The 24,761-nt window shown below is 33.9% G+C and carries 19 protein-coding genes; 13 read left to right on the top strand and 6 right to left on the bottom strand.

Going from position 1 to position 24,761, the window contains the following annotated elements:
• Positions 1-52: 52 nt before the first annotated feature.
• Positions 53-2,848: an excinuclease ABC subunit UvrA gene (gene uvrA / locus A4F88_RS04720; protein ID WP_068841346.1), complete on the bottom strand. Its 2,796-nt coding sequence runs from the start codon at positions 2,846-2,848 to the stop codon at positions 53-55.
• Positions 2,849-3,044: 196 nt separating this feature from the next.
• On the opposite strand from uvrA, the gene A4F88_RS04710 reads away from it, so the two are divergent.
• The 9 genes from A4F88_RS04710 to A4F88_RS04675 all read left to right on the top strand — a co-directional run bounded on the left by A4F88_RS04710 (position 3,045) and on the right by A4F88_RS04675 (position 17,632).
• The gene (locus A4F88_RS04710; protein ID WP_280653635.1) at positions 3,045-5,846 is read left to right on the top strand and encodes a triple tyrosine motif-containing protein; all 2,802 of its coding nucleotides are present in this window, start codon (positions 3,045-3,047) and stop codon (positions 5,844-5,846) included.
• A gap of 241 nt (positions 5,847-6,087) precedes the next feature.
• Positions 6,088-9,147 (top strand): SusC/RagA family TonB-linked outer membrane protein, encoded by a 3,060-nt coding sequence (locus tag A4F88_RS04705; RefSeq protein ID WP_068841343.1) that lies wholly within the window; start codon positions 6,088-6,090, stop codon positions 9,145-9,147.
• An 11-nt stretch (positions 9,148-9,158) separates the two neighbouring features.
• The gene (locus A4F88_RS04700) at positions 9,159-10,658 is read left to right on the top strand and encodes a RagB/SusD family nutrient uptake outer membrane protein (RefSeq protein WP_068841342.1); all 1,500 of its coding nucleotides are present in this window, start codon (positions 9,159-9,161) and stop codon (positions 10,656-10,658) included.
• Positions 10,659-10,744: 86 nt separating this feature from the next.
• Positions 10,745-12,346, top strand: coding sequence for a hypothetical protein (locus A4F88_RS04695; RefSeq protein ID WP_245179027.1), 1,602 nt, complete (start codon positions 10,745-10,747; stop codon positions 12,344-12,346).
• 53 nt (positions 12,347-12,399) lie between these two features.
• Entirely contained in the window at positions 12,400-14,058 is a 1,659-nt protein-coding gene (locus A4F88_RS04690; protein ID WP_068841341.1) for a glycoside hydrolase family 16 protein, read from the top strand.
• Between the two features lie 81 nt (positions 14,059-14,139).
• Positions 14,140-14,898, top strand: a complete 759-nt coding sequence (locus A4F88_RS04685) for a glycoside hydrolase family 16 protein (RefSeq protein ID WP_068841340.1) — start codon at positions 14,140-14,142, stop codon at positions 14,896-14,898.
• Between the two features lie 307 nt (positions 14,899-15,205).
• Positions 15,206-15,790, top strand: a complete 585-nt coding sequence (locus A4F88_RS04680; RefSeq protein WP_068841339.1) for an RNA polymerase sigma factor — start codon at positions 15,206-15,208, stop codon at positions 15,788-15,790.
• Positions 15,791-15,840: 50 nt separating this feature from the next.
• A complete protein-coding gene (locus A4F88_RS25605; protein WP_167349254.1) occupies positions 15,841-15,984 on the top strand; it encodes a hypothetical protein in 144 nt (47 codons plus the stop codon).
• Between the two features lie 583 nt (positions 15,985-16,567).
• The gene (locus tag A4F88_RS04675; RefSeq protein ID WP_068841338.1) at positions 16,568-17,632 is read left to right on the top strand and encodes a tetratricopeptide repeat protein; all 1,065 of its coding nucleotides are present in this window, start codon (positions 16,568-16,570) and stop codon (positions 17,630-17,632) included.
• Between the two features lie 17 nt (positions 17,633-17,649).
• Here A4F88_RS04675 and A4F88_RS04670 read toward each other — a convergent pair whose 3' ends face one another.
• Positions 17,650-18,306, bottom strand: a complete 657-nt coding sequence (locus tag A4F88_RS04670) for an endonuclease III domain-containing protein (protein WP_068841337.1) — start codon at positions 18,304-18,306, stop codon at positions 17,650-17,652.
• A gap of 98 nt (positions 18,307-18,404) precedes the next feature.
• On the opposite strand from A4F88_RS04670, the gene bcp reads away from it, so the two are divergent.
• Positions 18,405-18,857: a thioredoxin-dependent thiol peroxidase gene (bcp, locus tag A4F88_RS04665; RefSeq protein WP_068841336.1), complete on the top strand. Its 453-nt coding sequence runs from the start codon at positions 18,405-18,407 to the stop codon at positions 18,855-18,857.
• 235 nt (positions 18,858-19,092) lie between these two features.
• On the opposite strand, the gene A4F88_RS04660 is transcribed toward bcp, so the two are convergent.
• The gene (locus tag A4F88_RS04660) at positions 19,093-20,553 is read right to left on the bottom strand and encodes a TonB-dependent receptor (RefSeq protein WP_068841335.1); all 1,461 of its coding nucleotides are present in this window, start codon (positions 20,551-20,553) and stop codon (positions 19,093-19,095) included.
• A 90-nt stretch (positions 20,554-20,643) separates the two neighbouring features.
• Here A4F88_RS04660 and A4F88_RS04655 point away from each other — a divergent pair, with 90 nt between their 5' ends.
• The 3 genes from A4F88_RS04655 to A4F88_RS04645 are packed head-to-tail and all read left to right on the top strand — an operon-like array spanning position 20,644 to position 22,398.
• The gene (locus tag A4F88_RS04655; RefSeq protein WP_068841334.1) at positions 20,644-21,408 is read left to right on the top strand and encodes an MBL fold metallo-hydrolase; all 765 of its coding nucleotides are present in this window, start codon (positions 20,644-20,646) and stop codon (positions 21,406-21,408) included.
• A gap of 13 nt (positions 21,409-21,421) precedes the next feature.
• Positions 21,422-21,925 (top strand): hypothetical protein, encoded by a 504-nt coding sequence (locus A4F88_RS04650; protein ID WP_068841333.1) that lies wholly within the window; start codon positions 21,422-21,424, stop codon positions 21,923-21,925.
• 47 nt (positions 21,926-21,972) lie between these two features.
• A complete protein-coding gene (locus tag A4F88_RS04645) occupies positions 21,973-22,398 on the top strand; it encodes a hypothetical protein (protein ID WP_068841332.1) in 426 nt (141 codons plus the stop codon).
• Between the two features lie 68 nt (positions 22,399-22,466).
• Here the strand turns inward: A4F88_RS04645 and A4F88_RS04640 are convergent, their stop codons facing one another.
• From A4F88_RS04640 to A4F88_RS04630, 3 genes are all read right to left on the bottom strand, one after another.
• Positions 22,467-23,111 carry an alpha/beta hydrolase gene (locus A4F88_RS04640; RefSeq protein WP_068841331.1) on the bottom strand — a complete coding sequence of 215 codons (645 nt, stop codon included), beginning with the start codon at positions 23,109-23,111 and terminating at the stop codon, positions 22,467-22,469.
• Between the two features lie 65 nt (positions 23,112-23,176).
• A complete protein-coding gene (locus tag A4F88_RS04635) occupies positions 23,177-23,503 on the bottom strand; it encodes a hypothetical protein (protein ID WP_068841480.1) in 327 nt (108 codons plus the stop codon).
• 4 nt (positions 23,504-23,507) lie between these two features.
• Entirely contained in the window at positions 23,508-24,761 is a 1,254-nt protein-coding gene (locus A4F88_RS04630; protein ID WP_068841330.1) for a dihydroorotase, read from the bottom strand.

Genomic DNA, 24,761 nt, shown 5'->3' with positions numbered 1-24,761 from the left:
AACAATTTAATTTATGGCTTTTTTTATGAAACTTAGAAACTTAGTTTCTTCTCTATAGTTTATCTTTTAAATAGATTCCGGTTACGGATTCTTTTACTTTTACAATATCTTCAGGAGTTCCTGCGGCTAGTAAATGTCCTCCGTTTTCACCGCCTTCAGGTCCCAGATCGATAATCCAGTCGGCACATTTTATCAAATCAAGATTATGCTCAATAACAATTATCGAATGTCCTTTTTCGATTAAAGCATCAAACGAAGCCATCAATTTTTTGATATCATGAAAATGTAAACCTGTTGTAGGCTCATCAAAAACAAACAAAGCTTTGTCTTTTGTCGCTCCTTTTACTAAAAACGAAGCCAGCTTGATACGTTGCGCTTCACCACCGGAAAGAGTAGAAGAAGATTGTCCTAACTGAACATATCCTAAACCTACGTCCTGAAGTGGCTGTAGTTTCTGAGTGATTTTAGTCTGTTTGTTTTTATCAAAAAAGGCAATTGCATCATCAATAGTCATGGTTAGAATATCGTTGATGTTTTTATCGTCAAAATTAATCTCTAATATTTCTTTTTTAAATCGTTTTCCACCACAGGTTTCACATGGCAGCGAAACATCGGCCATAAAGACCATCTCGACATTAATAGAACCTTCTCCTTTACAGGTTTCGCATCGTCCGCCATCTACGTTAAAAGAAAAATGTTTAGCCTGATAACCTCTTATTTTAGATAGTTTTTCTTTGGCATACAAATCACGAATATCATCGTATGCTTTTATGTAGGTAACAGGATTCGATCTTGAACTTCTCCCAATTGGGTTTTGATCAACATATTCAATATGTTTAATTTGTGAAAAAGAACCTTTAATATCGCTAAACTGACCTGCTTTTTCGGCAGCATTATCCAGTTTTTTCTGCATAGCCGGAAATAATATCTTTTTAATCAAAGTACTTTTTCCACTTCCTGAAACTCCTGTAATAACGGTTAAAACATCAAGAGGAAAGGTAACATTAATATTCTTCAGGTTATTTTCTCTGGCTCCGATAATATCGATATGATTTTTGAATTTTCGTCTTTTTTTAGGAACTGAAATTTCTAAATCGCCATTCAGATATTGCGCTGTTAAAGAGTCTGATTTTAAGATCTCATCATACGTTCCCTGAGCCACTAATTTTCCTCCAAAAGTTCCGGCTTCAGGACCAATATCAATAATCATATCGGCGGCTTTCATAATATCTTCGTCGTGTTCTACTACAATAACCGTATTTCCTAAATCACGCAACGAAAGTAAAACCTTAATCAATCGCTCAGAATCTTTTGGGTGTAAACCAATACTTGGTTCATCCAGAATATACATAGAACCCACCAAACTGCTTCCTAATGAAGTGGCAAGGTTTATACGTTGCGATTCTCCTCCGGAAAGTGTTGCCGAATTTCTGTTTAAAGTCAGGTAATCCAAACCAACTTCTGTCAAAAAGGATAAACGATTGTTGATTTCGATCATCAAACGTTTGGCAATTTGCTGTTCATAAACATTCAAATCAATGTTTTTGAAAAATGTAACTAAATGTTTAATTGGTAAATCGACTAAATCAGAAACTGTTTTGCCATTTATTTTTACATATGAAGCCTCTTCGCGTAAACGTTTCCCACGGCAGGCGTGACATTTCGTTTTTCCGCGATAACGTGATAACATCACACGATTTTGAATCTTATAATTTTTTTCTTCTAACTCTTTAAAGAAGTCATTTAGTCCTTGAAAATACTGATTTCCTTTCCAGATTAAATCTTTTTGCTCATCCGAAAGTTCAAAAAATGGCTTATGAATAGGAAAATCAAATTTATAAGCATGTTTAACCAGTTCGTCCTTGTACCAGCTCATACTTTCGCCTCTCCACGGATAAATTGCACTTTCAAAGACAGATAAAGAAGTATTAGGAACAACCAAATCAGCATCAATACCAATAATGTTTCCGTAACCTTCGCAAACCGGACAAGCTCCGTAAGGATTATTAAAGCTGAATAAATGAACATTGGGTTCTAAAAAAGTAATGCCATCCAGCTCAAAATTATTTGAATATGAAAACCTCTTTTCGCCGTTTAATTCCTGTAAATAACAAATTCCTTTTCCTTCAAAAAAAGCAGTTTGCACAGCATCAGCAAGACGATTGTAGAATTCTTCTTCATCTTTAACCACGATACGGTCAATTATCAGTAAAATATCTTTATTGTCTAATTGATGAAGATCAGATGATGTAAAATCATCCAGACGAACCATTTCGTTATTTACCAGAATACGGGCAAAACCTTGTTGCAAAAGCACTTTAAGCTTGTCTTCGAGTTGTCTGCCTTCTTCCAGATGAATAGGAGCAAGAAGGAGCCATTTGCTGTCGATTTCTAATGATTTTACATCAGAAACGACATCGGTAACTGTATTTTTTTTAACCTCTTGTCCTGAAATTGGAGAATAAGTTCTTCCAATTCGGGCAAATAAAAGTTTGATATAATCGTAGATTTCTGTAGAAGTTCCAACAGTCGAACGTGCATTGGTAGTATTCACCTTTTGCTCAATCGCAATTGCCGGCGCAATACCTTTAATGTATTCTACTTTTGGTTTGTCCAAACGTCCCAAAAACTGACGTGCGTAGGATGATAAACTTTCTACATAGCGACGTTGTCCTTCGGCATATAAAGTATCAAACGCCAAACTGGATTTACCTGATCCTGAAAGACCTGTAATTACTACCAGTTTATTTCTTGGAATAGCAACATCTACATTTTTTAAATTATGTACCTGCGCTCCTTTAATTATAATATTATGTTTTGGGTCGAGTGTCGAAAGATCAATTTGCATAAAAAAAGTCAATTTGTACAAAAGTAATCAATTTTGACTGGAGTTTTGTTAATGAGATTGTTCCAAATTCTAACAGAATTACATGCTATGGATTTCTTTTTGGCATCAATATTTTTTTTATTAAAAACTTGTGCTTTCAACACAAAATAAGCTATTTTAGAACTGTTTTTCCACCAAATTAATACCTTAACCAAATTTGAAAACTAAATTTTCTCTACTGTTATTTTTGATGGGTTTTCTCTTGTTTTCACAGGAGTTTCCGCCAATTATCAAGTATTCATCTGCAGTTTATGGCGCGGGAAACCAGAGCTGGATGATTGCTCAGGACAATCAAAACTTTTTATATTTTGCCAACAATGACGGACTTTTAGAATACAACGGCACAAATTGGCAGTTATATCCTACACCGGATGAAACCATTATTCGTTCTGTAAAAGTAATTGGTAATAAGGTTTTTACGGGGTGTTATATGAATTTTGGGTATTGGACAAGACAAACCAACGGGAAATTAAAATATACGTCGCTGAGTGATACAATCAAAAATAAGATTTTAGACGACGAGCAATTCTGGAATATTCTGCAATACGATCACTGGATTTTGTTTCAGTCGTTAAACCGGATTTATATTTACGATACCAAAACGGGCAAATTTAAAATCATTGCACCTAAAAACGGAGTGGTTAAATCTTTTGCACATAAAAATGCCATTTATTTCCAGACTTTAAAAGAAGGACTTTTTGAGATTGAAAGCGGAAAGGAGAAACTGGTTTCAGACGACCCGATTCTTAAAAAGTATATTATCGTGAATGTATTCACATCAGAAAATGGTTTGATGATCCAGACACAACTGGATGGTATTTACAAATTAGAAGGAAATACTTTAACCCGTTTTTCAACAGATGTTGATGCGGCACTAAAATCAAATTTTGTTTACAGCAGTCAGTTGCTTCAGGACGGCAGTTTTGCTTTGGGAACGGTTTCAAGCGGAATTTATATTCTATCAAGTACAGGAAAATTAAAATACCATATTTCGCAAAGTAAAGGTTTAAGTAATAATACAGTATTGTCGCTTTTTGAAGATAAGGATCAGAATTTATGGGCAGGATTGGATAACGGGATTAATTGTATCAATATTCAGTCACCGGTACACAGTTTTACAGATGATACAGGAGTTTTAGGAACAGTATATGCATCAGCTACTTTTAATGGTTTGTTGTATATAGGAACAAATCAGGGCTTATTTTGCAAACCGGTTCAGAGCAATACAGAGTTTAAATTCATCAACGGAACAAAAGGGCAGGTCTGGTCGCTTTTTGTTTATGACAATACGCTGTTTTGCGGACATGATTCCGGAACTTTTATCGTTAACAATGATTCGGCTAAAAGTATCTTTTCATCTTCCGGAACCTGGAAGTTTGAAGCAGTTCCGAATTCAAAATATCAATTGCTTCAGGGAAATTATTACGGAATTTCGGTTCTTGAAAAAGTCAACAATCAGTGGGTTTTCAAAAATAAAATAAAGGGTTTTGATTATTCTTCCCGTTATTTTGAAATCACAAAAGACCTTGATGTATATGTAAGTCATGAATACAAAGGAATATTTAGACTAAAGATCGATAAAACACTCTCGGGAACAAATGGTTTTTATACCTATAAATCGCCTCAGAAAGGAAAAAATGCCAGTTTGGTGAAGTTTAACAATGCCATTTATTATGCTTACAAAGGCGGAATTTTTAAATTGAATCAAAATACGAAACTGTTCGAAAAAGATAATTTATTAAGCTCTATTTTTGAAAAAGACGAATATACATCAGGTAAATTAATTGTAGATAATTCGAACAAAATCTGGTTGTTTTCTAAAAATTATATTCATTATTTCTCTGCCAGTAAACTCAGCAATCAGTTAAAGCAAAATGTAATCCCGATTCCGTCATCGTTAACCAATTCGATGCTGGGATATGAAAATATTACCCAGATTTCAAAGTCAACATATTTAATAGGGACTACAGATGGTTATTATACTTTGAATATTGATGATTTGAGTTTTAAAAACTATTCAGTTCTTATAACCGATATTACGGTCAACAGGCAAAATGAGATTCTAAAAAATGTAGCTATTCAGAGCGAAGGCAGCTTTCATTCAAACGAAAATAATATTACTTTAAATTATACTGTTCCCGAATATAACAAATACATCAATTCAGAATACCAGTATTTATTAGAAGGTTTTCAGAACGAATGGAGCGAGTGGAGCACAAAAGCAACCGTAAACTTTAAAAATTTATCACCCGGAAAATATACATTTAGAGTAAGGGCAAAATATGCCAATACGATTTTACAAAATACAGCAACTTATACTTTTGTTATTTTAAAACCGTGGTATCTCACCAATCTGGCTTGTTTTGTCTATTTTCTTTTAATTCTGGTTCTGGCTTATTTTATAAATAAAGCGTATCGCAATTTTTATCAGAAGCAAAAAGAAAAATTGATTGAAGAGAATAACCTTTTATTAGAAATTAAAGAATTAGAAAACGAACAGCAATTAATGAAACTCAGAAATGAGCAATTATCTCAGGATGTTGATAACAAAAACAGAGAATTAGCCGTTTCGACAATGAGCCTGAACAGTAAGAATGAATTGCTGGCTTTTATAAAAGAAGATTTAAAAAAGACAACTCAAAATGACAGTAATAATATAAAATCAGTTATTAGTACGATTAATAAAAATATTACTGAGGAGGATTCCTGGAATGTCTTTAAAGAAGCTTTTGATAATGCCGATAAAGATTTCTTAAAACGAATTAAACAGTTGCATCCGTTATTAACTCCAAACGATTTACGACTTTGTGCGTACCTGAGACTGAATCTTTCTTCAAAAGAAATTGCTCCGTTATTTAATATTTCTGTCCGAAGCGTAGAAATAAAAAGATATCGTTTGCGTAAAAAAATGGATTTACAACACGAAATCGGTTTAGTAGAATACATTCTGGCTGTATAGTACATCAAAAAACAGGCTGAAAAAACTATACATTACCACAACATTAACGATTTGTTGTGATTTTGCAGCGTTTATGTTAAAGAAATTAACATTCATGATTAAGAGTTAAATAAGGCTGTTTTTTGATATATCCTGAAATTAGCGGTATTTTTTTTATGATGTATGTTTTTTGTTGAGGTTAATTTTATCGTTTTCCTAAGCGGATCGAATAAATTTATCTTTCAATAAAAACTAACTAATTATGAAATCCAAATTATTACTAACCGTACTAATGCTGTTTACATCTTTTGCGTTTTCGCAATCTTTTGATGTAAGCGGAACAGTACTTGATGGCTCGGGCTTGTCACTGCCGGGCGTAAATGTAAAAGTTAAAAGTTCGTCACAAAGTACAACCACAGACTTCGACGGATCTTTTAAATTAACAGGAGTTCCAAAAGGAACTATAATTGTTTTTAGTTATATAGGTTACCGAACGCAGGAAGTTGTTGTTTCAGGAACCAAAATAACTGTTAAAATGAGCGACGATGCCAAATCACTTGATGAGGTCGTTGTTATTGGTTACGGAACCCAAAAGAAAAGAGAAGTAACCGGAGCCGTTTCTGTAGTAGACAGCAAAACACTCGAGATTTTAAAACCTATAAAAGTAGAACAAGCATTACAAGGTACAGTTTCTGGTGTAAATGTTACTACGCAATCCGGATCACCGGGAGCTAAACTGGATATTCGTATTCGTGGTATTGCTACCAATGGAGAAAATGGTCCGCAAGCTATTATTGATGGTTATGTAGGCGATTTAAGTTTGTTGAATCCAAATGATATAGAAACCATTACTGTTTTAAAAGATGCACAAGCAGCAATTTACGGAACGATTGGTGCTAACGGAATTATTTTGGTTACGACTAAAATGGGTAAAAAGAACTCAAAAACAAAAGTTTCGTTTAACAGTTATACCGGATTTCAGGAAACATCCAGAAAACTACCAACTCTAAATGCTACTGAATATGCTCTTTTACTAAACGAAAGTTATGCAAATGGTGGCAATGCAGTTCCTTATCCAAATGTAAGCGGTTTAGGAAATGGAACGAACTGGCAGGATGAAGTATTTAAAAAAGCCCCTATTATCAGCAATGATTTAACTATTTCCGGAGGTTCAGAAAAAATTTCGTATGCCTTAAGTGGTTCACATTTGGATCAGGAAGGAATTGTAGGCGGAGATAAATCAGGTTTTTTGAGAAATACTGCCAGATTAGGTTTAAACGCTGATTTAAGTGATAAAATCAAAGTAAAAACAAATGTAATCTACACTTATTTTACCAGAAAAACATTAAACGAAAATGGTTTAGGTTCTGTTTTATTTAATGCCTTAAATGTACCGGCAATTTATAGTGTGCGTGATGCAAATGGTGATTTTACCAAGATTCCAACTTCATTAGGAAACGAGATTATCAATCCGTTAGCACAAATAGAGAATACTTATAACGACTATAATTATAAAAAACTGAACGGAAATTTTGGTTTGGATTATAAAATTTTCAAAGGATTCGTATTATCAAGTTCAATAGGTTTTAATACCTCAAACAGTGAATCGAAAGTATTTGGTAAACAAATTTTATACTGGGTTAATCCAAGTGATAAAGTATTTGACGTAGTAAGGAGTTCTGTAACTCAGGGTGCAGTAAACGATAATAACTATTCGTTTGACCTTTTTGGAACCTATACCACTAAAATTGCCGAAAATCATAATCTTGTTGGAACTGTTGGTACTACCATTTTTAAAGAATGGGGTAACGGACTTTATGCAACAGGTTTTGATGTACCAAATAACTCATGGGATTTTGCCGATATTTCTTTGACAAAAGGCCTGTCATCTGCTTTAAACAATAGTGCTTATGTATATGATCAAAGAAGACTTTCTTATTTTGGACGCGTACAATACGATTACAAAGGCAGATATTTATTGTCGGCTATGTTGCGTCGTGATTCTTCGACCAAATTTGGACCAGGAAACAAAGTAGCTTACTTTCCTTCTTTTACAGGAGGTTGGGTAATTTCTGATGAAGGTTTCTTTGGGCAGTCAAAAACAGTTAACTTTTTAAAATTAAGAGCCAGTTATGGTACTTTAGGAAATGACCAAATTCCAAATTACGGATACTTAGGTACTTTAACAGGAGAAGCAACTTATGTGTTTGATGGTGCATTGGCAAACGGAACTGCAACAGGACAAGTTCCAAATCCTGATTTAAAATGGGAAGAAGCTAAAAAGTTTGATGTTGGTTTCGATTTAAGACTGTTTAATGATAAAGTTTCTGTAGTAGCAGATTATTTTATTGATACCAGAAAAGATTTATTAATACCAAATATTCCTGTTTCAGGTATTATTGGTACTGGTGCTCCCGGAGCAAGTTCCCCAACAATTAATGCCGGAACAGTAAGAAACTCAGGAGTTGAGTTTGCTATTGATTATAAAGAAAAATTCTCAGACAGTTTTAGCATGAGTTTAGGTTATAATGTAACATTTATAAAAAATGAAGTGTTACAGGTAAACAATGGTACAAGAGTAATCGAAGGTGGTGCTTTTGGAGTAGGACAGCCATTTCCGGCAAGAATGGAAGAAGCTTTACCGGGGCAAAAAAAGTTGCCAATAGGATATTTTTATGGATATAAAACAGATGGTATCTTTCAAAATCAGGCAGAAGTTGATGCACATCCTTCTCAGGTAGCATTAGGTGCTGCGGCTTCACCGGGAGATATTCGTTTTGTAGATGTTAATGGAGACGGTGTAATCGATGCAAAAGATAAAACCAATATTGGAGATCCAATTCCTGATGCTACAATGGGCTTTAACTTACAATTGAACTACAAGAACCTGGATTTTGCAATGTATACATTTGCTTCAATAGGAAACGATATGGTTCGTAATTATGAAAGAACAAACCCTAATGTAAATCATTTAGATTATGTTTTGGACCGATGGACTGGCGAAGGAACAAGTACTACTGTTCCAAGAGTAACAACAAGCGCTACTTCAAACAATAATTTTTCAGATTATTTTGTAGAAGATGCTTCTTATGTAAGAATTCAAAATATTCAGTTAGGATATACCCTTAATCCAAACATATCTCAGAAAGCCGGAATAACAAAATTAAGACTTTATACAGGAGTAAATAATTTATACACATTTACCAAATACAAAGGCTTTGATCCGGGAGCTTCAAGCGGAGCTCCGATTGGAGGCGGAATTGACTATGGATTTTATCCAATTCCGAGAACCTATTTATTGGGCTTAAACATTAATTTTTAATTTCAGTTAAAATGAAAAAATATTTATTTACAACCATTATAACGCTAGCTCTATTCTCGACAATAAGTATTTCTTGTTCAGATGAGTTTGTAGATCCAACCCCAAAATATTCTATAGATTCTGAAAATTATTTTAATTCAAAAGCAGATTACGACAATGCATTAATTGCTGCTTACGATTTACTTCAGTCATCTTATGCAAATGTTATATTGGGAGAAATTGCTTCAGACAATACATTGGCAGGAGGAGAAAGTCCAACAGATGTAATTGGCTGGCAACAAGTAGACGACATGATTCATACACCTGTAAACAGTAATTTAAGAGACATCTGGAACTGGATGTTTGCAGGAGTTCAAAGAGCTAATTATATTCTTGAGTTTAAAGATAAAACCAATTTTGAGGGCAAAAACCAGCTACTTGCAGAAACCCGTTTTCTGAGAGCATATTACCAGTTTGAGTTAGTGAAATGGTTTGGTGGAATCCCGATGAAAGGAGATGCAAGATTTAAAATTGGAGATGAAAGAACAATACCGCGTTCATCAGTTGAAGAAGTTTATGCTTCAATCGAAGCTGATTTAATTTACGCTGCTGCTAATTTATCTCCAATAGCATCTCAAAAAGGAAGAGTTACAAAAGGTGCTGCTCAGGCATTATTAGGAAAAGCTTATTTATACCAAAATAAATACGCTCAGGCTGCTACAGCACTTGATGCCGTTATAAGTTCCGGAAAATATTCATTACAGACAGATTATAATGCAATGTTTGAATTGGATGGAGAAAACGGATCAGAATCAGTTTTTGAAGTTCAGTATACTGATGTTGAAGGTGCAAGTTTTACATGTCTGCAATGTAGTGAAGGAAACGTTGCAGTAGGTTTTAGCGGAATCAGAAATTATTCAGGACCGCTTTTCACATCAGGTTTTAGTTTTAATATTCCAACAAAAGAAAGTGCTGATGCTTTTGAAGTTGGGGATAAACGCAAAGATGTGGCTATACTCGATATTGTAGCCTGGGCAGCAGCAAATACTTCTTATAATGATGGAAAAGGAGTGACTTATGGGAAAGGAAATGAAGATACCGGATATTTTAACAGAAAATATCTTCCGAGAAAAAGAAGTACCAATGCACAGGGAGATTTGAACTTAACCAATCCAAATAATTACAGAGCTATTCGTTATGCCGATGTTTTATTAATGGCTGCAGAAGCTTATAACAGAGGCGGAATTGATGATACAAAAGCAAGAACCTATTTAAATCAGGTAAGAAGGCGTGCTTTTGGAGATACCAATCATGATATAGCTGCTTCAGGAGCTGCACTTACTGATTTTATTTTGGCAGAAAGAAGAGTAGAGCTTTTTGGAGAAGGACATCGTTTCTTTGATTTAGTAAGAACCGGAAAAGCAGTTGGAAAAATACCAGGTTTTAAAGCAAACAAAAACGAGTTATTTCCGCTGCCAATTGAAGAAATTCAATTTGCAAACGGAAACTGGAAACAAAACCCTGGATACTAAAAATAACTATAATGAAATCGTCAGGATTCTAAATCATAATGAAGCATGACGATTTTATATTCCAATAAAAGCAAATATGATCTAATATGAAAAAAATACATTTTATTATAAGTCTTTTCGTTTTAACAATACTTATAGGTTGTTCAGGCGATGACAGCAGTAATATTGACTTAGATGGCATTAGTGCGCCAACCAATATAACTGCTTTGGTAACTGTGACGCAAGACAATACAGGTAATGTAACCTTTGTACCTAAAGGAGAAGGAGTAACCCAATTCAAAATCAATTTTGGAGACGGAACAGCGGAGTCAAATAATGTATCACCCGGAGTGACCATTCCGCATGTTTACAAAGAAGGCGTTTATCATGCCAAAATTAAAGCAATGGGAATAAACGGAAAAACAACCGAAGTTGATCAGGAAGTAGTAGTCTCGTTTAGAGCGCCAGAAAACCTGAAAGTATTGATTACCAATGATCTGGCAGTTTCTAAAAAAGTAACAGTAAAAGCAACTGCAGATTTTGCCTTGTTTTATGATGTTTATTTTGGAGAAACCGGAAAACCGGAACCAGTTTCGGCTAATATTGGCGAATCAGTTTCTTATGTTTATAAAGATGCCGGTGTTTATTCGATTAGAGTAGTAGCAAAAAGTGCCGCAATAAAAACTACCGAAAGTAAGCAGGATTTTACCGCAATACTTGTAGTGAGCCCAAGTGCTTCAGCTCCAACACCACCAAACAGAGCAGCAGGAAATGTTATTTCAATCTATAGTTCAAAATATACCAATATAGCCGGAACAAACTTCTACCCAAATTGGGGACAATCAGGAGGTTATACAGAGTTTGATCTGAATGGAGATAAAATACTGAATTATACCAACTTAAATTATCAGGGAATTGCATTAGCAGATAATGTAACAATTGATGTTTCTGGCATGGAATTTATCCATATGGATGTCTGGACCGCAGATTTAGACAAATTAGAAACTTCATTAATCAGTAAATCTAATGGTGAAAGACCAGTAGTTAAAGATCTGACTGCAAATCAATGGACCAGTATTGATATTCCAATTTCGGCATTTACCAGTCAGACAAATTTTAAAGTAGCTGATATTTTTCAATTGAAACTAGTTGGAACTCCTGCAGGTAAAAACGTTTTTATAGATAATATTTATTTTTATAAAAATGTACAATCCTTAACAACAGCAGCTCCAACGCCTACAAAACCAGCAAGTGATGTTATATCCTTGTTTAGCGATGCTTATACAAACATACCAATTGCAACATGGCGTACAGAGTGGTCAGCAGCAACATTAGAAGAAACTTCGGTAGCAGGAAATGCAGTAAAAAAATATTCTGATTTGAACTTTGTGGGTATCGAACCGGTTTCGACAATTGATGCTACAGGAATGACACATTTTCATGTAGATGTATGGTCGGCAGATTTTACAGAATTCAGAATAAAATTAGTCGATTTTGGTGCCAATGGCGTTTATAATGGAGGCGGAGATGACAAAGAACATGAACTTAAATTTACCGCACCGGCAAAAGGAACCTGGGTAAGTCTGGATATTCCTTTAAGCGATTTTACAGGATTAACTACCAGAGGGCATATAGCACAGCTTATCTATTCCGGAAATCCAAGTGGGGCACATACTATATATATCGATAATGTTTATTTTCATAAATAGAAAGTAACATCTTATGATTTAAAGTGAATTTACATTTTATAAAAAACATCAAAATGAAAAAATATAATAAATACTTCGTATTCCTTTTTGCATTTCTCCTGGCGATTAGTTGTCAAAAAGACGATTATAGTTTTGGAGACATAAATGCGCCAACAAACTTTAAAGTAACGGCTGAAATTATCGGTAAAACAGCCACTGCACCAGATGGTGACGGATCAGGAATGGTAAAACTTACAGCAACTGCAGATAATGCAATATCTTATCAATATGTGTTTTCTGATGGTTCAAGTGTAAATTCTCCAAGCGGAATTTATACCAAACGGTTTACCAAAACAAGCGTAAATAAGTATGTAGTAACTGTAATCGCTACAGGAAAAGCTGGTGTTGCCAGTACAACCACAATCGAAGTTCAGGTGCTAAGTAACTTTAGAGACGACGAAGCAGTTGCATTTTTAACAGGCGGAACTTCTAAAAAATGGTATTGGTCAGCTTCTGAGCCTGGACATTTGGGAGTAGGTCAAAATGATAGTGATGCTACCAAAAATTACTTTCCTAACTATTACTCAGCCGGAGCTTTTGAAAAAGCCGGATCACCTGCAAGCAGCTGTTTATATCAAAACGTGCTGACATTCTCTGTAGAAGGAGATCAGCTTAAATTTGAATTGGATAATGGTGGAGCTACATTCTTCAATGCTGCTTTTGCAAGTGTAGGTGGAGGAAGCGGGCCAGATGATTCTTGTTTGACCTATAATACTAAAGGAAAGAAAACAGTATTATTAAGTCCGTCTGAATCTGTGGTAACAAAAAATCCAAATCATGCAACCCAAACCAGAGGAACAATGATGAACTTTACTGATGGAGGTTTTATGGGGTATTATATAGGACAGAGTTCATATGAAATTCTATCGATTACAGCGAACAGAATGGTCGTAAGAGCTGTAATGGGAGGAAACCCGGCATTAGCATGGTACCATATCTTTACTACTACACCTCCAACTCAGACTCCAACAACAGATTATACAAAACTGGTTTGGTCTGATGAGTTTAATACGGATGGAGCTCCAGATGCAACAAAATGGAATTATGATTTAGGAAGAGGAGACAACGGTTGGGGAAATAATGAAAAACAAAATTATACCAACTCAGCAACAAACGTAATTGTACAAGGAGGTAATCTTAAAATTACAGCCAAAAAAGAAGCTTCAGGCGGAGCAGACTATTCTTCGGCACGACTTAAAACAGATGCTAAATTTAGTTTTACTTACGGAAAAATCGAAGTACGCGCTAAATTGCCAATCGGAGCAGGAACATGGCCGGCAATCTGGATGCTAGGGCAAAATTATGCAACAAAACCATGGCCAGCTTGTGGAGAAATTGATATAATGGAACATGTTGGAAACAATCAGAATGTTATTTTGAGCACACTTCATTATCCCGGACATTCTGGCGGAAATGGAAATACAGGTTCTAAAACAATACCAAATGTGTCAACAGAATTTCATGTGTATAAAGCGATCTGGAGTCCGGCATCTGTTACCACATTTGTAGACGATGTTCAGATTCATTCCGTTCCAAACGATGGTTCTTTGCCTTTTAATAGCGACTTTTTCCTGATTTTAAATGTCGCAATGGGAGGTAATCTAGGCGGAAATATTGATCCAGCCTTTACGCAATCTTCGATGGAGGTCGATTATGTTAGAGTGTATCAATAGATTACAAATTAATTAGTAATGCAATGAGAAGGTCAGTGTTACGGCTGACCTTCTTAATTTTAGCAATTTTAAACACATATTATGCAAAAAGTAATTATACTATTATTGATTACAACGTTTGGTTTCGCACAACAGGAAAAAAGAAAATTAGTGTGGGAAGAAAATTTTAATAAAAAAGATATAAACGAAACCTTCTGGAATTTCGAATTGGGAGACGGATGCCCCAATTTATGTGGTTATGGTAATAATGAAAGACAAATTTATACCAAAACAAATCACGTAATCAAAGATGGAAACTTAATCATCGAAGCCAGAAAAGAGGGAACTAAATATACGTCGACTAAAATTACAACAAAAGGTAAAAAAGAGTTTAAATATGGCCGAATCGAAGCGAGAGCAAAACTGCCTGTAGGTCATGGTTTATGGCCGGCATTCTGGATGCTGGGTGCCAATATTGATGAGGTAAAATGGCCTAAAACAGGAGAAATTGATATTTTAGAATATATTGGCAGAGATCCGCATATGGTATATACCACATTACATACACAGGCAAGCCATGGTAATACCATTAATACAAAACGAACAGCATTTCCTAATATTGAAGAAGGATATCATGTTTATGCGATTGAATGGACAAAAGATAAAATCGATTTTTTTGTAGATAAAACGTTAGTTTATACTTTTAATCCGGAAGATAAAAATGAAGATACCTGGCCATTTGACAAGCCATTTTACATTATCCTGAATTTAGCAATAGGAGGAAATTTTGGAGGACCTGATGTAGATGACACTATATTGCCTCAAAAATATTATGTTGACTATGTTCGTGTATATCAGTAATAATTAAAAAAAGAATACAGAAATCAGATATAAACAGGTCAATTTATTGGTTTTTAGTTGTTTATATCTGATTTTATGTGTTAAAAATGAAGAGTGATTTACTTATTTTGCGACCAAATTTAAGTTTGTCCTGCAATAATTAACAATTTATTGTTAATTATTCTTCATTTTGTTTGCTTTTTAAAATAATAATTTGTTAAATTTGATCAGAATATTAACATAACTCTCAAACCCAGGATAAGCCTATAGAATAAAACTACTTTTTAGAAAATTAACTCCAAATTATAGAAACTAAAAAAGTAGTATTATGGCTGATCTGCATACACCAGACGCTCTATTAGTAAAAAAATATGTCGATGGCAATGAACTTGCTCTTTCGACATTAATAAAGAGGCACGAATCTAAGATATATGGATTTATATATTCAAAGATTGCTGATAGAGATATTTCAAACGATATTTTTCAGGACACTTTCATAAAGGTAATCAGAACCCTTAAAAGTAATTCATACAATGAAGAAGGTAAATTTCTGCCTTGGGTTATGCGTATTTCGCACAACTTAATTGTAGACCATTTTCGTAAAACCAAAAAAATGCCCATGTATAGAGAAACCGAAGAGTTTTCGATTTTTTCTATCATGTCTGATGATGCTTTAACCATCGAAAATAAAATGATTTTTGATCAGGTCGAAGTCGATTTAAAAAAGATTATTGAAGAACTTCCTGAAGATCAAAAAGAAGTATTAGTGATGCGCATGTATCAGGATATGAGTTTTAAGGAAATTTCAGAAATTACAGGCGTTAGCATTAACACTGCTTTAGGGAGAATGCGTTATGCATTGATGAATTTGAGAAAAATAATAGACAAACATCAAATTATTTTAACCAACTAATACTATTTTTAGTAATAGTCCGTTATACTATAATAAAACATTTTGATAGTATGGGGAAAATTTACTCTAAAAAAGCATTAGCTTCAAAAAACTTAAAACCTAAAAAAGAAGTTATTTCCTTTTTATTAAGTTATTCACAAGCACTTACTGTTGTGAAAATAGAAAATAAAGATTTTGAAATTATAGCTAATTAAACAGCCCGCTATCCGGTAGGATGTTTATTTGAAAGAAAAACCAAATGGTCGTTTTGGTTAAAAGCTCACTATTTGTATGCAAATACAAGTAGTGAGTTTTTTTTGCATCTTACTTTTTCTTTCATATTAAAGCCTTACTATACATTTACATCAACTTTACAATTTATTAGTTTACAGGATAAAAATAATTGTATTGTTAAAATTCTATATTTTCACTTATTATCAAAATTTTATTTTATATTTAGCTTTCTTTTAGTTAAAAACTAGTTTTTTATTCAATGAAATTGAAATATAAAAGCGATTTATGTATTAAAAAACTTTCAATAATAGGAAAAATTTAATTATTAGTAATATTAATATAGTGTAACCAAAACCAAATAATCTATGAAGAAAAACTACTTTAAATCTGTTTTGTTTGTTGTTCATCTTAATGTCTTATAGTGAATATTAAGAGATAATGAGAATTTACTAATTCTTAATGCCAGATAAGAGTTAATCTTTTTTACTCTTTAAAAACAGTATCTGCAGTAAATATCTCGATAGTACCCAATAATCTATTTAACAACCAAACTTAACTGAAAAAATGAAAAAGAACCTTAAGATGTTATCATTGCTGCTATTGATAAATGTAGGAGCATTTGCTCAAAAAGAAGAAATAAAAGAAGCACAGTCTTATTATAGTAAAGGGAAAGTCCAGGAGTCATTGGCGATTTTGAAAAAAATAGAATATCTCATCGTAAATGCACCGGTTGATGTTAAGTCAGACTTCTATTTTACAAAAGGAAATGTTTACAAAGATTTAGCGACCAAAAATATAGATGCAGCAGCTAATTTTGCTTTAGCAGTAGGTGCTTATCAGGATGTATTGCTATACGAAAATGATTCTCAGATTTATAAGTATGCCTTTAAGGCCAGTTTAGCTTTAAAAGAAATGAAATCCAAGTTGGTAGACGGAGCTTATAATGATTATAAAGCCGGAAAGTTTAAAGAAAGTGCCGATAAGAGCTACGAAGTATACCTGTTTGATAAAAAAGATGTTGCAAACCTTTTCAATGCAGCATCAACAGCTTTATCAGCCAAAGAGTATAAATCTGCAATTAAATATTTTGAGGAACTTAAAAGACTGAACTATACAGGTGAAGTAGTTATATTTTATGCTACCAATAAAAAAACAAAAGTAGAGGAAGCCTTTAGCTCAATGAGTGCAAGGGAAGCGAGTATTCAGGAAGGTCTTTATGAAAAGCCAAGAAATGTAAATCCACCATCAAAGAAAGAAGAAATTTTGACTTCTCTGGCTTTTGCTTATATGGAGACTAACGATTATTGCAGCGCAGAAAAATATTATGAAGATGCTTTGCAGGTCAATCAAAATTGCATTACCTGTTATATTAACCTTGCTTATGTTAAAATGCAGTTTAAGAAAGAATTACTGGATTTAATGGCCACTTTAGGAACCGGTCCAAAAGAAATGGAGCAATATGATAAACTGGATAGTCAAAAAGACGAAATCGTAAAAAGTGCCATACCGTATCTGAAAAAAGCATTAAATATAGAGCCTAAAAACGAAAACGCTACAAAATCACTTTTAGGAATCTACAGATCACTTAATATGACAAGTGAATATAATACGCTAAAAAATAGCATGTAAAAACAATAAAGAAGCTACTAAACTTTCTTTTTAGTAGCTTCTTCTATTACTGATTTCTTACCAATCGTTTTTGTAATGATATCTTTATCGAGGCTCCATCCTCTGGCAGGCGAATATTCACGGCCGTACCAGATAATCTGTAAGTGAAGATCATTCCATAATTCTCTCGGAAATAATCTTTTAGCATCTTTTTCAGTCTGTGCTACATTTTTTCCGTTAGAAAGATTCCATCTGTACATCAATCTGTGAATATGAGTATCCACCGGAAAAGCAGGAACGCCAAATGCCTGAGACATCACCACACTGGCAGTTTTGTGTCCAACAGCAGGCAATTCTTCAAGAGCTTCAAAACTTTCCGGAACTTTACCATTATGTTTATCAATCAAAATGTGTGATAAACCGTAAATTCCTTTTGATTTCATTGGTGATAAACCACAAGGACGAATAATTTCTTTGATTTCTTCTACAGACATTTTAATCATATCATATGGATTATCCGCTTTTGCAAAAAGCAATGGTGTAATCTGGTTTACACGTACATCCGTACATTGAGCCGAAAGTAAAACTGCAATCAACAAAGTATAAGGATCTTTATGGTCTAAGGGGACAGGTATAGTAGGGTAGAGTTCTTTTAACGTATTTATAACAAATTGTACGCGAGCTTCTTTATTCATTTCCGTATTTTTAATCCTGTAAAAATAATGAATTATAAGTTATAAGTTATCTTTGCTATTGAATCTAAAAGCAATAATCAACAATCTAAAATAAAAATATGACAACATTAAAGGCGGGTGATAAAGCACCTCAATTTTCAGGAATAGATCAGGATGGAAAAACACATAAACTGGCAGATTATGCCGGAAAAAAATTAGTAGTTTTCTTTTATCCAAAAGCAAGCACACCAGGGTGTACAGCAGAGGCATGTGATTTGAGAGATAATTTTGAGCGTTTTAAAGCCAATAATTATGAACTTTTAGGTGTGAGTGCCGATAGTCAGAAAGCACAGTTAAAATTTAAAGATAAATATGAATTTCCTTTTCCGTTATTGGCTGACGAAGACAAATCAGTAATCAATGCATTTGGAGTTTGGGGGCCAAAAAAAATCATGGGAAAAGAATACGACGGAATCCACAGAACCACTTTTGTAATAGACGAAAAAGGAATCATCGATGAGGTTATCGAAAAAGTAAAAACAAAAGAACACGCAGCGCAGATTTTGAAATAGTTTTGTGTTTCATGTTGTCTTTTGAGGTGTGTAATTTTTACTGCAAAGTGCGCTAAGTTTTTTTGATCTGAGAAAACTTTATAAAAACACAAAGTTCGCAAAGCTATGTCAATAAAAGCTTTGCGAACTTTGTGCATTGTAAATGCAATCTTTTAAAAACTTAGCGCACTTTGCGGTAAAATTTTATTCGGTTCAAACCTGAAACAAAAAAAGTCCCAATTAAGGGACTTTTTTATTAAGCATTTTGTTCCAGTTCTTTTTGCGGATGATATCCAAAAAGATGGTGCTCTTTTATAATTTCGGCAATACCCGGAGGAAGCATTGGTTCCCAGCCGGTTTTTCCCTGATTGATCATTTTTAATACTTCACGTGAGAAAACCTCTAAGTTATGCGGGTCGTAATCTGCAATGTCAACCACTTTTCCGTTGAATTTGAAGAATTTATACAATTCTTTCATTCTCGGATGCACTTTTAAGTTGTTTGAATTCATTAAAACACCATTATCGTCCAGCATTGGATATAAGAAAACTTTCATATCCCTGTAGAATAACTTTCCAAATGCTTCCAGAATTCCACCACTTAAATGACGGTAATATTTCTCATCAAAAATATCTACTAAATTGTTTACACCCATTGCCAATCCCATTCTGGCTTTGGTATAATTAGCAAAATATTCAACCACTTTATAATATTCCTGAAAATTCGAGATCATTACAGTCTGACCTAAAGAACAAAGTAATTCAGCTCTGTCCATAAAATCACGTTCATCAATTTCACCATCCGAACGTAAATTCGAAAGTGTAATTTCAAAAATCACCAAAGTATTGTCTTTTTCGACCTTATTTTCTTCAAGGAACATTTTAAGTGATTTCTCATACATGTCCATATTTACTTTCGTAACCGGACGAAAACTTCCTCTTAAAGCAAGAAGGTTCTTTTTGTATAAAATAGCAGCAGGCAAAATGTTTTTCCCTTCAGGGTTAAACATTACAGCATCAGTCATTCCGTTTTTAACCAGTTGCAAACTCATTAAACGATTGTCAACATCAGCAAAACGTGGTCCTGAGAAGTTGATGGTATCGATTTCGAGTTGGTCTTTGTCTAAGTGATCGTATAAATAACGAAGCAATCGTTTTGGATCGTTGTATTTGTAAAAAGCACCGTAAATTAAGTTTACTCCTAAAATTCCCAGTGTTTCTTGTTGTAGTCTTGCATCCGTTTCTTTAAAACGAATGTGCAGAATAATTTCGTTGTAAGCTTCGTCAGGTTCAATTTGGTATCGAATTCCAACCCAGCCGTGACCTTTAAATTGTTTGGCAAAATCTATAGTAGCAACCGTATTGGCATAACTAAAGAAAAGTTTGGTAGGATGTTTTTCTCTGCTTAAACGCTCTTCAATGATCTGGCCTTCGTGGGTCAGCATTTTTTTTAAACGCTCTTCGGTTACATAACGACCATCGCTTTCAACACCATAGACAGCATCACTAAAATCTTTGTCATAGGCAGACATTGCTTTTGCAATTGTTCCTGAAGAACCTCCGGATCTGAAAAAATGCCTAACCGTTTCTTGCCCGGCACCAATTTCTGCAAATGTTCCGTAAATATTCTCGTTTAAATTAATGCGTAACGCTTTGTCTTTTATGGAAGGAATCTGTTCGATGACCTTGTCACCTTTGAGTTTTATTTCTGTACCCATTTTATTTTAAATAGATTTGTTACAAAGTTAGTAAATTAGCCTTCTAATGAAAGAGAAATAATCCTATTTTTGTAAAAAAAATAAGTTCAATTGAAGGTATATTTTTTAGGTACTGGTACTTCTCAGGGCATTCCGATAATCGGGGTGGATCATCCAGTTTGTAAAAGCACTGATGCTAAGGATAAAAGACTTCGGGTATCCATCTGGATCACTTGGGGTGAGCACTCTTATGTGATAGATTGTGGCCCTGATTTCAGGCAGCAAATGTTATCTTGTGGCTGCACAAAGCTTGATGCTATTTTGTTTACACATGAACATGCTGATCATACGGCTGGTTTGGATGATATTCGTCCGTTTAATTTCAGGCAGGGCGAAATTCCTGTTTATGCACATCAGCGTGTAATCGATAATTTGAAACGTCGTTTTGATTATGTTTTCGAAACCGTAAACAAATATCCGGGCGCTCCAAGCGTTAAGACTATTGAAGTCATCAACAATGAATCTTTTGCTGTTGGAGACAAAATGGCTATTCCTATAAACGTTATGCATGGCGATTTACAGGTTTTTGGCTATCGAATTGATGATTTTGCTTATTTGACAGATGTTAAAACGATTGATGAAGCAGAAGTCGAAAAACTAAAAAATCTTAAAGTTTTGGTGGTAAATGCACTACGGTTAGAACCACATGATACACACTTTAATTTGCAGGAAGCACTTGATTTTATTGATCTGGTGAAACCTGAAGTTGCTTATTTAACCCATATTAGCCATGTTTTAGGTTTTCATGAAGAGGTACAAAAACAACTGCCTCAAAATGTATTCCTGGCTTACGATAACTTAGAAATTACAATTTAATTATTCCATAAAAATGAAAAAATCCTTAATGCTTTATCTTTTTATCCTTGCGATATTAATGAATGTTTTTACTTATATGTTTTATAGTAGCGAAGTAAAATTCGGGCAGGAAAGATATGATAAAACCACAAAAAAGCTAAGAGACAGTATTGAATTAGTAAAAACTCAATTGGCTGATGCTAATTATTTTTCTCTTGAACATAATGAAAATGCACAAAACTACTTCGATAATAGTGCTTCTGGAGGAAAAGTTATTTTATATGAAAAGCTGATTCCGGTTGTAACCGAAAAGTTAATGGACTTTAATGCAAATCCAAACGGAAATCCTTATACAGGACAAGATAAAATTGGCCCGAATAAATTTATCATCAATAAAATAAAAATTCTGAACCACAGATGGATCATTGCTGATTACAGTAATGGCGAATTATGGGGAGAAGTTTTGTTAAAATATTTTGTAGATCAGGATGATAAGATTACTTTTGAAGTAAATCAAACCTGGTTGTATCAAAAATAGAATTTTATAATTCTATTTTTTTTATCTAATTTTTAAAAATAGGATTTATGAAAAAGATATTTTTATTTTCGATTATTGTTGGTTTGTCGTTTTCATGTGCCAAAAAAGTTTCACAGGATTCTGTTGGCACTAAAGAGGAAACAAAAAAAGAAATTGTTGGCGGCGATTCTGATGTTCATGGATGCAAGGCTTCTGCCGGTTATACCTGGTCTGCGCTTAAAAAAGAATGTGTACGTCTTTTTGAAATCGGTACGAAATTATCGCATGCCGAAGATGGAAAAACATATTCGACAGTTGCTTACGTTATTTTCGAAGGAAATAAAGCTGAACTTTTTCTGGATACTCAAAAAGAGCCAATCCTTTTAGAAAGAAAATCCGAAGGTGATTCCTGGACTAAAGATGATTATCAATTAATTCCCTGGAAAGGTTATGTTCTAAAGAAAGCAGGGAAGATAATTTATACAGGAGAGTAAATGTTAGATGTGAAAAGTAAGATGTAAAATGATAAAAAAGATACATCTTACTTTTCACATTTTACTTTTTACATCGAAAGCCAATTCTTAAAATCAAAGAAATTTTGCGGAGCAACGCCATGGCCAACAGGATATTCCTTATAAGTTACTGGAATATTTAATTTCTCTAAAATAGCAGGAGTTTTTCTAGCCCATTCAATCGGAATAACCTGATCGACAGTTCCGTGGGAAGCGAATATTTTCAAGTTTTTAAAGTCGTTCTTCTCGTAACCTTCTTTAATGATTTCTTCGTTAAAATAGCCGCTCATTGCTACTACTCGCTGAATTTTTTCAGGGTAAGAAAGGGCAACCGCATAACTCAAAATAGAGCCCTGGCTAAAACCAATAAGAGTTACATTGTTTGCGTCAATTGGGTAGTTAGCTGCCAGTTCATCTACAAAAACAGCAATTAAATCGCGTGAGGTTTTAGCCTGTTCATTATCTGAAAATTTATTCTGATCTGCATCAAAATTTATGGCATACCATGCATAAGCACCATATTGTAAATCATAAGGAGCTCTGGCCGAAATAATATAATAATGATCAGGAAGTTCTGTAGCAAACGAAAACAAATCAGCTTCGTTACTTCCATATCCGTGTAATAATAATAAAACAGGATTTTTGTCTAAGATAACTTTTGGTTCTTGTATTTTATATTCTAAAGATAGATTCATTTTAATGGTAAATTATGAATTATGAGTTTTCTACTTTGTCAAAGTTTTTAAGTTTGAAATTTAATTTATCCAATGCTTTTAAACCATTTTTGAAATAAATTTCCAACCAACGGAATTGGTCTTGTTTGTCCCTGAATAGCACTAAAAATTCCATACGCCCACAATATCGAAATACAAATCCACATGGGGAAAGTGATAAAAAAGCTGTCGAAATTGCTAATAATGGCGCCAAAAGAAATAAAAGTAAGCGATAATCCTAAAGCCTGACGGATGTGAAAAGAAGCAAAACTATTTTTATTTTCAGAGTTCATAGACATTGCGATTAAAACTCCAATAATTAAAATATAACTGGTAATAGCAATTGCTTTTCCCTCTTCGATTGTATTCTTCATTGTATTATTTTGTGACAAGTTGATTTTGATTTAAGATTCCGTAAACAGAACCTTTAATTTCAGTTCCTAAAAAGGCAGAATTTTTAGATTTTGAAAGAATGTTTTCTTTTGTAAAAGTTGAAGTTCCTTCTGGAGAAAAGAAAGTCAGATTAGCTTTTGAACCTTCTGAAATGGTATCATTTTCAATTCCGAAAATCGTTTTTCCAGAAGTTAATTTATCGATTACAGTTTCAAGAGGTAAAACAGTTAGTAAGGCACCAAAAGCACTTTCTAAACCAATCGTTCCGTTTTTAGCAGTATCAAATTCCATTTTCTTGAATTCAATATCAATTGGATTATGATCTGAAGTGATTGTATCGATTGTTCCGTCTAAAACTGCATTTATAAGTGCAGTTCTGTCAGATTCAGTTCTTAATGGTGGTGTAACTTTAAAACGGGTATCAAAACCTTCCAGTTTTTCATCTGTTAAAACCAGATGATGTACAGCAACACTGCAAGTAACCTGTAAACCTTTTGCTTTTGCTTCTTTTATTAATTCAACCGATTTTGCTGTGGAAATTGTTGGAATATGAAGTTTTCCTCCTGTATATTCTAATAGAAATAAGTTTCTGGATATTTGTAATTCTTCGGCTAAATTCGGAATTCCTTTCAGACCTAATTTTGTTGAAACGATACCTTCATTAGCAACACCATTTCCTTTTATGTTTGGATCTTGTGCATAGGTAATTACTAAGCCTTCGAAATCCTGCACATATTGTAAAGCGATCTTTAACAGATTAGCGTTGTCGATACTTTTATTGTAATCTCCAAAAGCTATTGCTCCGGATTTTTTCATGTCAAATAATTCTGCCATATCTTTTCCTTCGCTGTTTTTGGTTAAAGCACCAATAGGAAAAAGTTCTGTTGCAAAACCATTTGCTTTATTTTTTACAAAATTTACCTGCGACTGATTATCGATAACAGGGAAGGAGTTTGGTTGTAAAGCAATTGCAGTAAAACCGCTTTTTGCAGCAACATTGAGTCCGTTTGCAATGGTTTCTCTGTCTTCATAACCTGGCTCTCCCAGAGAAACACTACTGTCAAACCAACCCTTGGAAAGGTGTAAGTTGTCAAATTTTACTTCAATTGAATCATCGATATCCAGAATTGAAGTTCCTATTTTTTCTATTAAACCATCTGCAATTAAAAGATCAACGGTCTGATTGTGAAACGGACTTTTTGAATCGATAATTTTGGCGCTTCTGATGATTATTTTCAT

The sequence above is a fragment of the Flavobacterium chilense genome, from assembly GCF_001602525.1.
Classification (GTDB): Bacteria; Bacteroidota; Bacteroidia; order Flavobacteriales; family Flavobacteriaceae; genus Flavobacterium; species Flavobacterium chilense.
The sequence above is the reverse complement of the archived record's forward strand: the minus strand, read 5'-3'. Positions and strand labels throughout refer to the sequence as shown.

What these genes read in the sequence shown, in the direction of transcription:
- uvrA (WP_068841346.1), bottom strand. Translation starts at nt 2,848, where the DNA reads ATGCAAATTGATCTTTCGACACTCGACCCAAAACATAATATTATAATT.
- A4F88_RS04705 (WP_068841343.1), top strand. Translation starts at nt 6,088, where the DNA reads ATGAAATCCAAATTATTACTAACCGTACTAATGCTGTTTACATCTTTT.
- A4F88_RS04700 (WP_068841342.1), top strand. Translation starts at nt 9,159, where the DNA reads ATGAAAAAATATTTATTTACAACCATTATAACGCTAGCTCTATTCTCG.
- A4F88_RS04695 (WP_245179027.1), top strand. Translation starts at nt 10,745, where the DNA reads ATGAAAAAAATACATTTTATTATAAGTCTTTTCGTTTTAACAATACTT.
- A4F88_RS04690 (WP_068841341.1), top strand. Translation starts at nt 12,400, where the DNA reads ATGAAAAAATATAATAAATACTTCGTATTCCTTTTTGCATTTCTCCTG.
- A4F88_RS04685 (WP_068841340.1), top strand. Translation starts at nt 14,140, where the DNA reads ATGCAAAAAGTAATTATACTATTATTGATTACAACGTTTGGTTTCGCA.
- A4F88_RS04680 (WP_068841339.1), top strand. Translation starts at nt 15,206, where the DNA reads ATGGCTGATCTGCATACACCAGACGCTCTATTAGTAAAAAAATATGTC.
- A4F88_RS25605 (WP_167349254.1), top strand. Translation starts at nt 15,841, where the DNA reads ATGGGGAAAATTTACTCTAAAAAAGCATTAGCTTCAAAAAACTTAAAA.
- A4F88_RS04675 (WP_068841338.1), top strand. Translation starts at nt 16,568, where the DNA reads ATGAAAAAGAACCTTAAGATGTTATCATTGCTGCTATTGATAAATGTA.
- A4F88_RS04670 (WP_068841337.1), bottom strand. Translation starts at nt 18,306, where the DNA reads ATGAATAAAGAAGCTCGCGTACAATTTGTTATAAATACGTTAAAAGAA.
- bcp (WP_068841336.1), top strand. Translation starts at nt 18,405, where the DNA reads ATGACAACATTAAAGGCGGGTGATAAAGCACCTCAATTTTCAGGAATA.
- A4F88_RS04660 (WP_068841335.1), bottom strand. Translation starts at nt 20,553, where the DNA reads ATGGGTACAGAAATAAAACTCAAAGGTGACAAGGTCATCGAACAGATT.
- A4F88_RS04650 (WP_068841333.1), top strand. Translation starts at nt 21,422, where the DNA reads ATGAAAAAATCCTTAATGCTTTATCTTTTTATCCTTGCGATATTAATG.
- A4F88_RS04645 (WP_068841332.1), top strand. Translation starts at nt 21,973, where the DNA reads ATGAAAAAGATATTTTTATTTTCGATTATTGTTGGTTTGTCGTTTTCA.
- A4F88_RS04640 (WP_068841331.1), bottom strand. Translation starts at nt 23,111, where the DNA reads ATGAATCTATCTTTAGAATATAAAATACAAGAACCAAAAGTTATCTTA.
- A4F88_RS04635 (WP_068841480.1), bottom strand. Translation starts at nt 23,503, where the DNA reads ATGAAGAATACAATCGAAGAGGGAAAAGCAATTGCTATTACCAGTTAT.
- A4F88_RS04630 (WP_068841330.1), bottom strand. Translation starts at nt 24,761, where the DNA reads ATGAAAATAATCATCAGAAGCGCCAAAATTATCGATTCAAAAAGTCCG.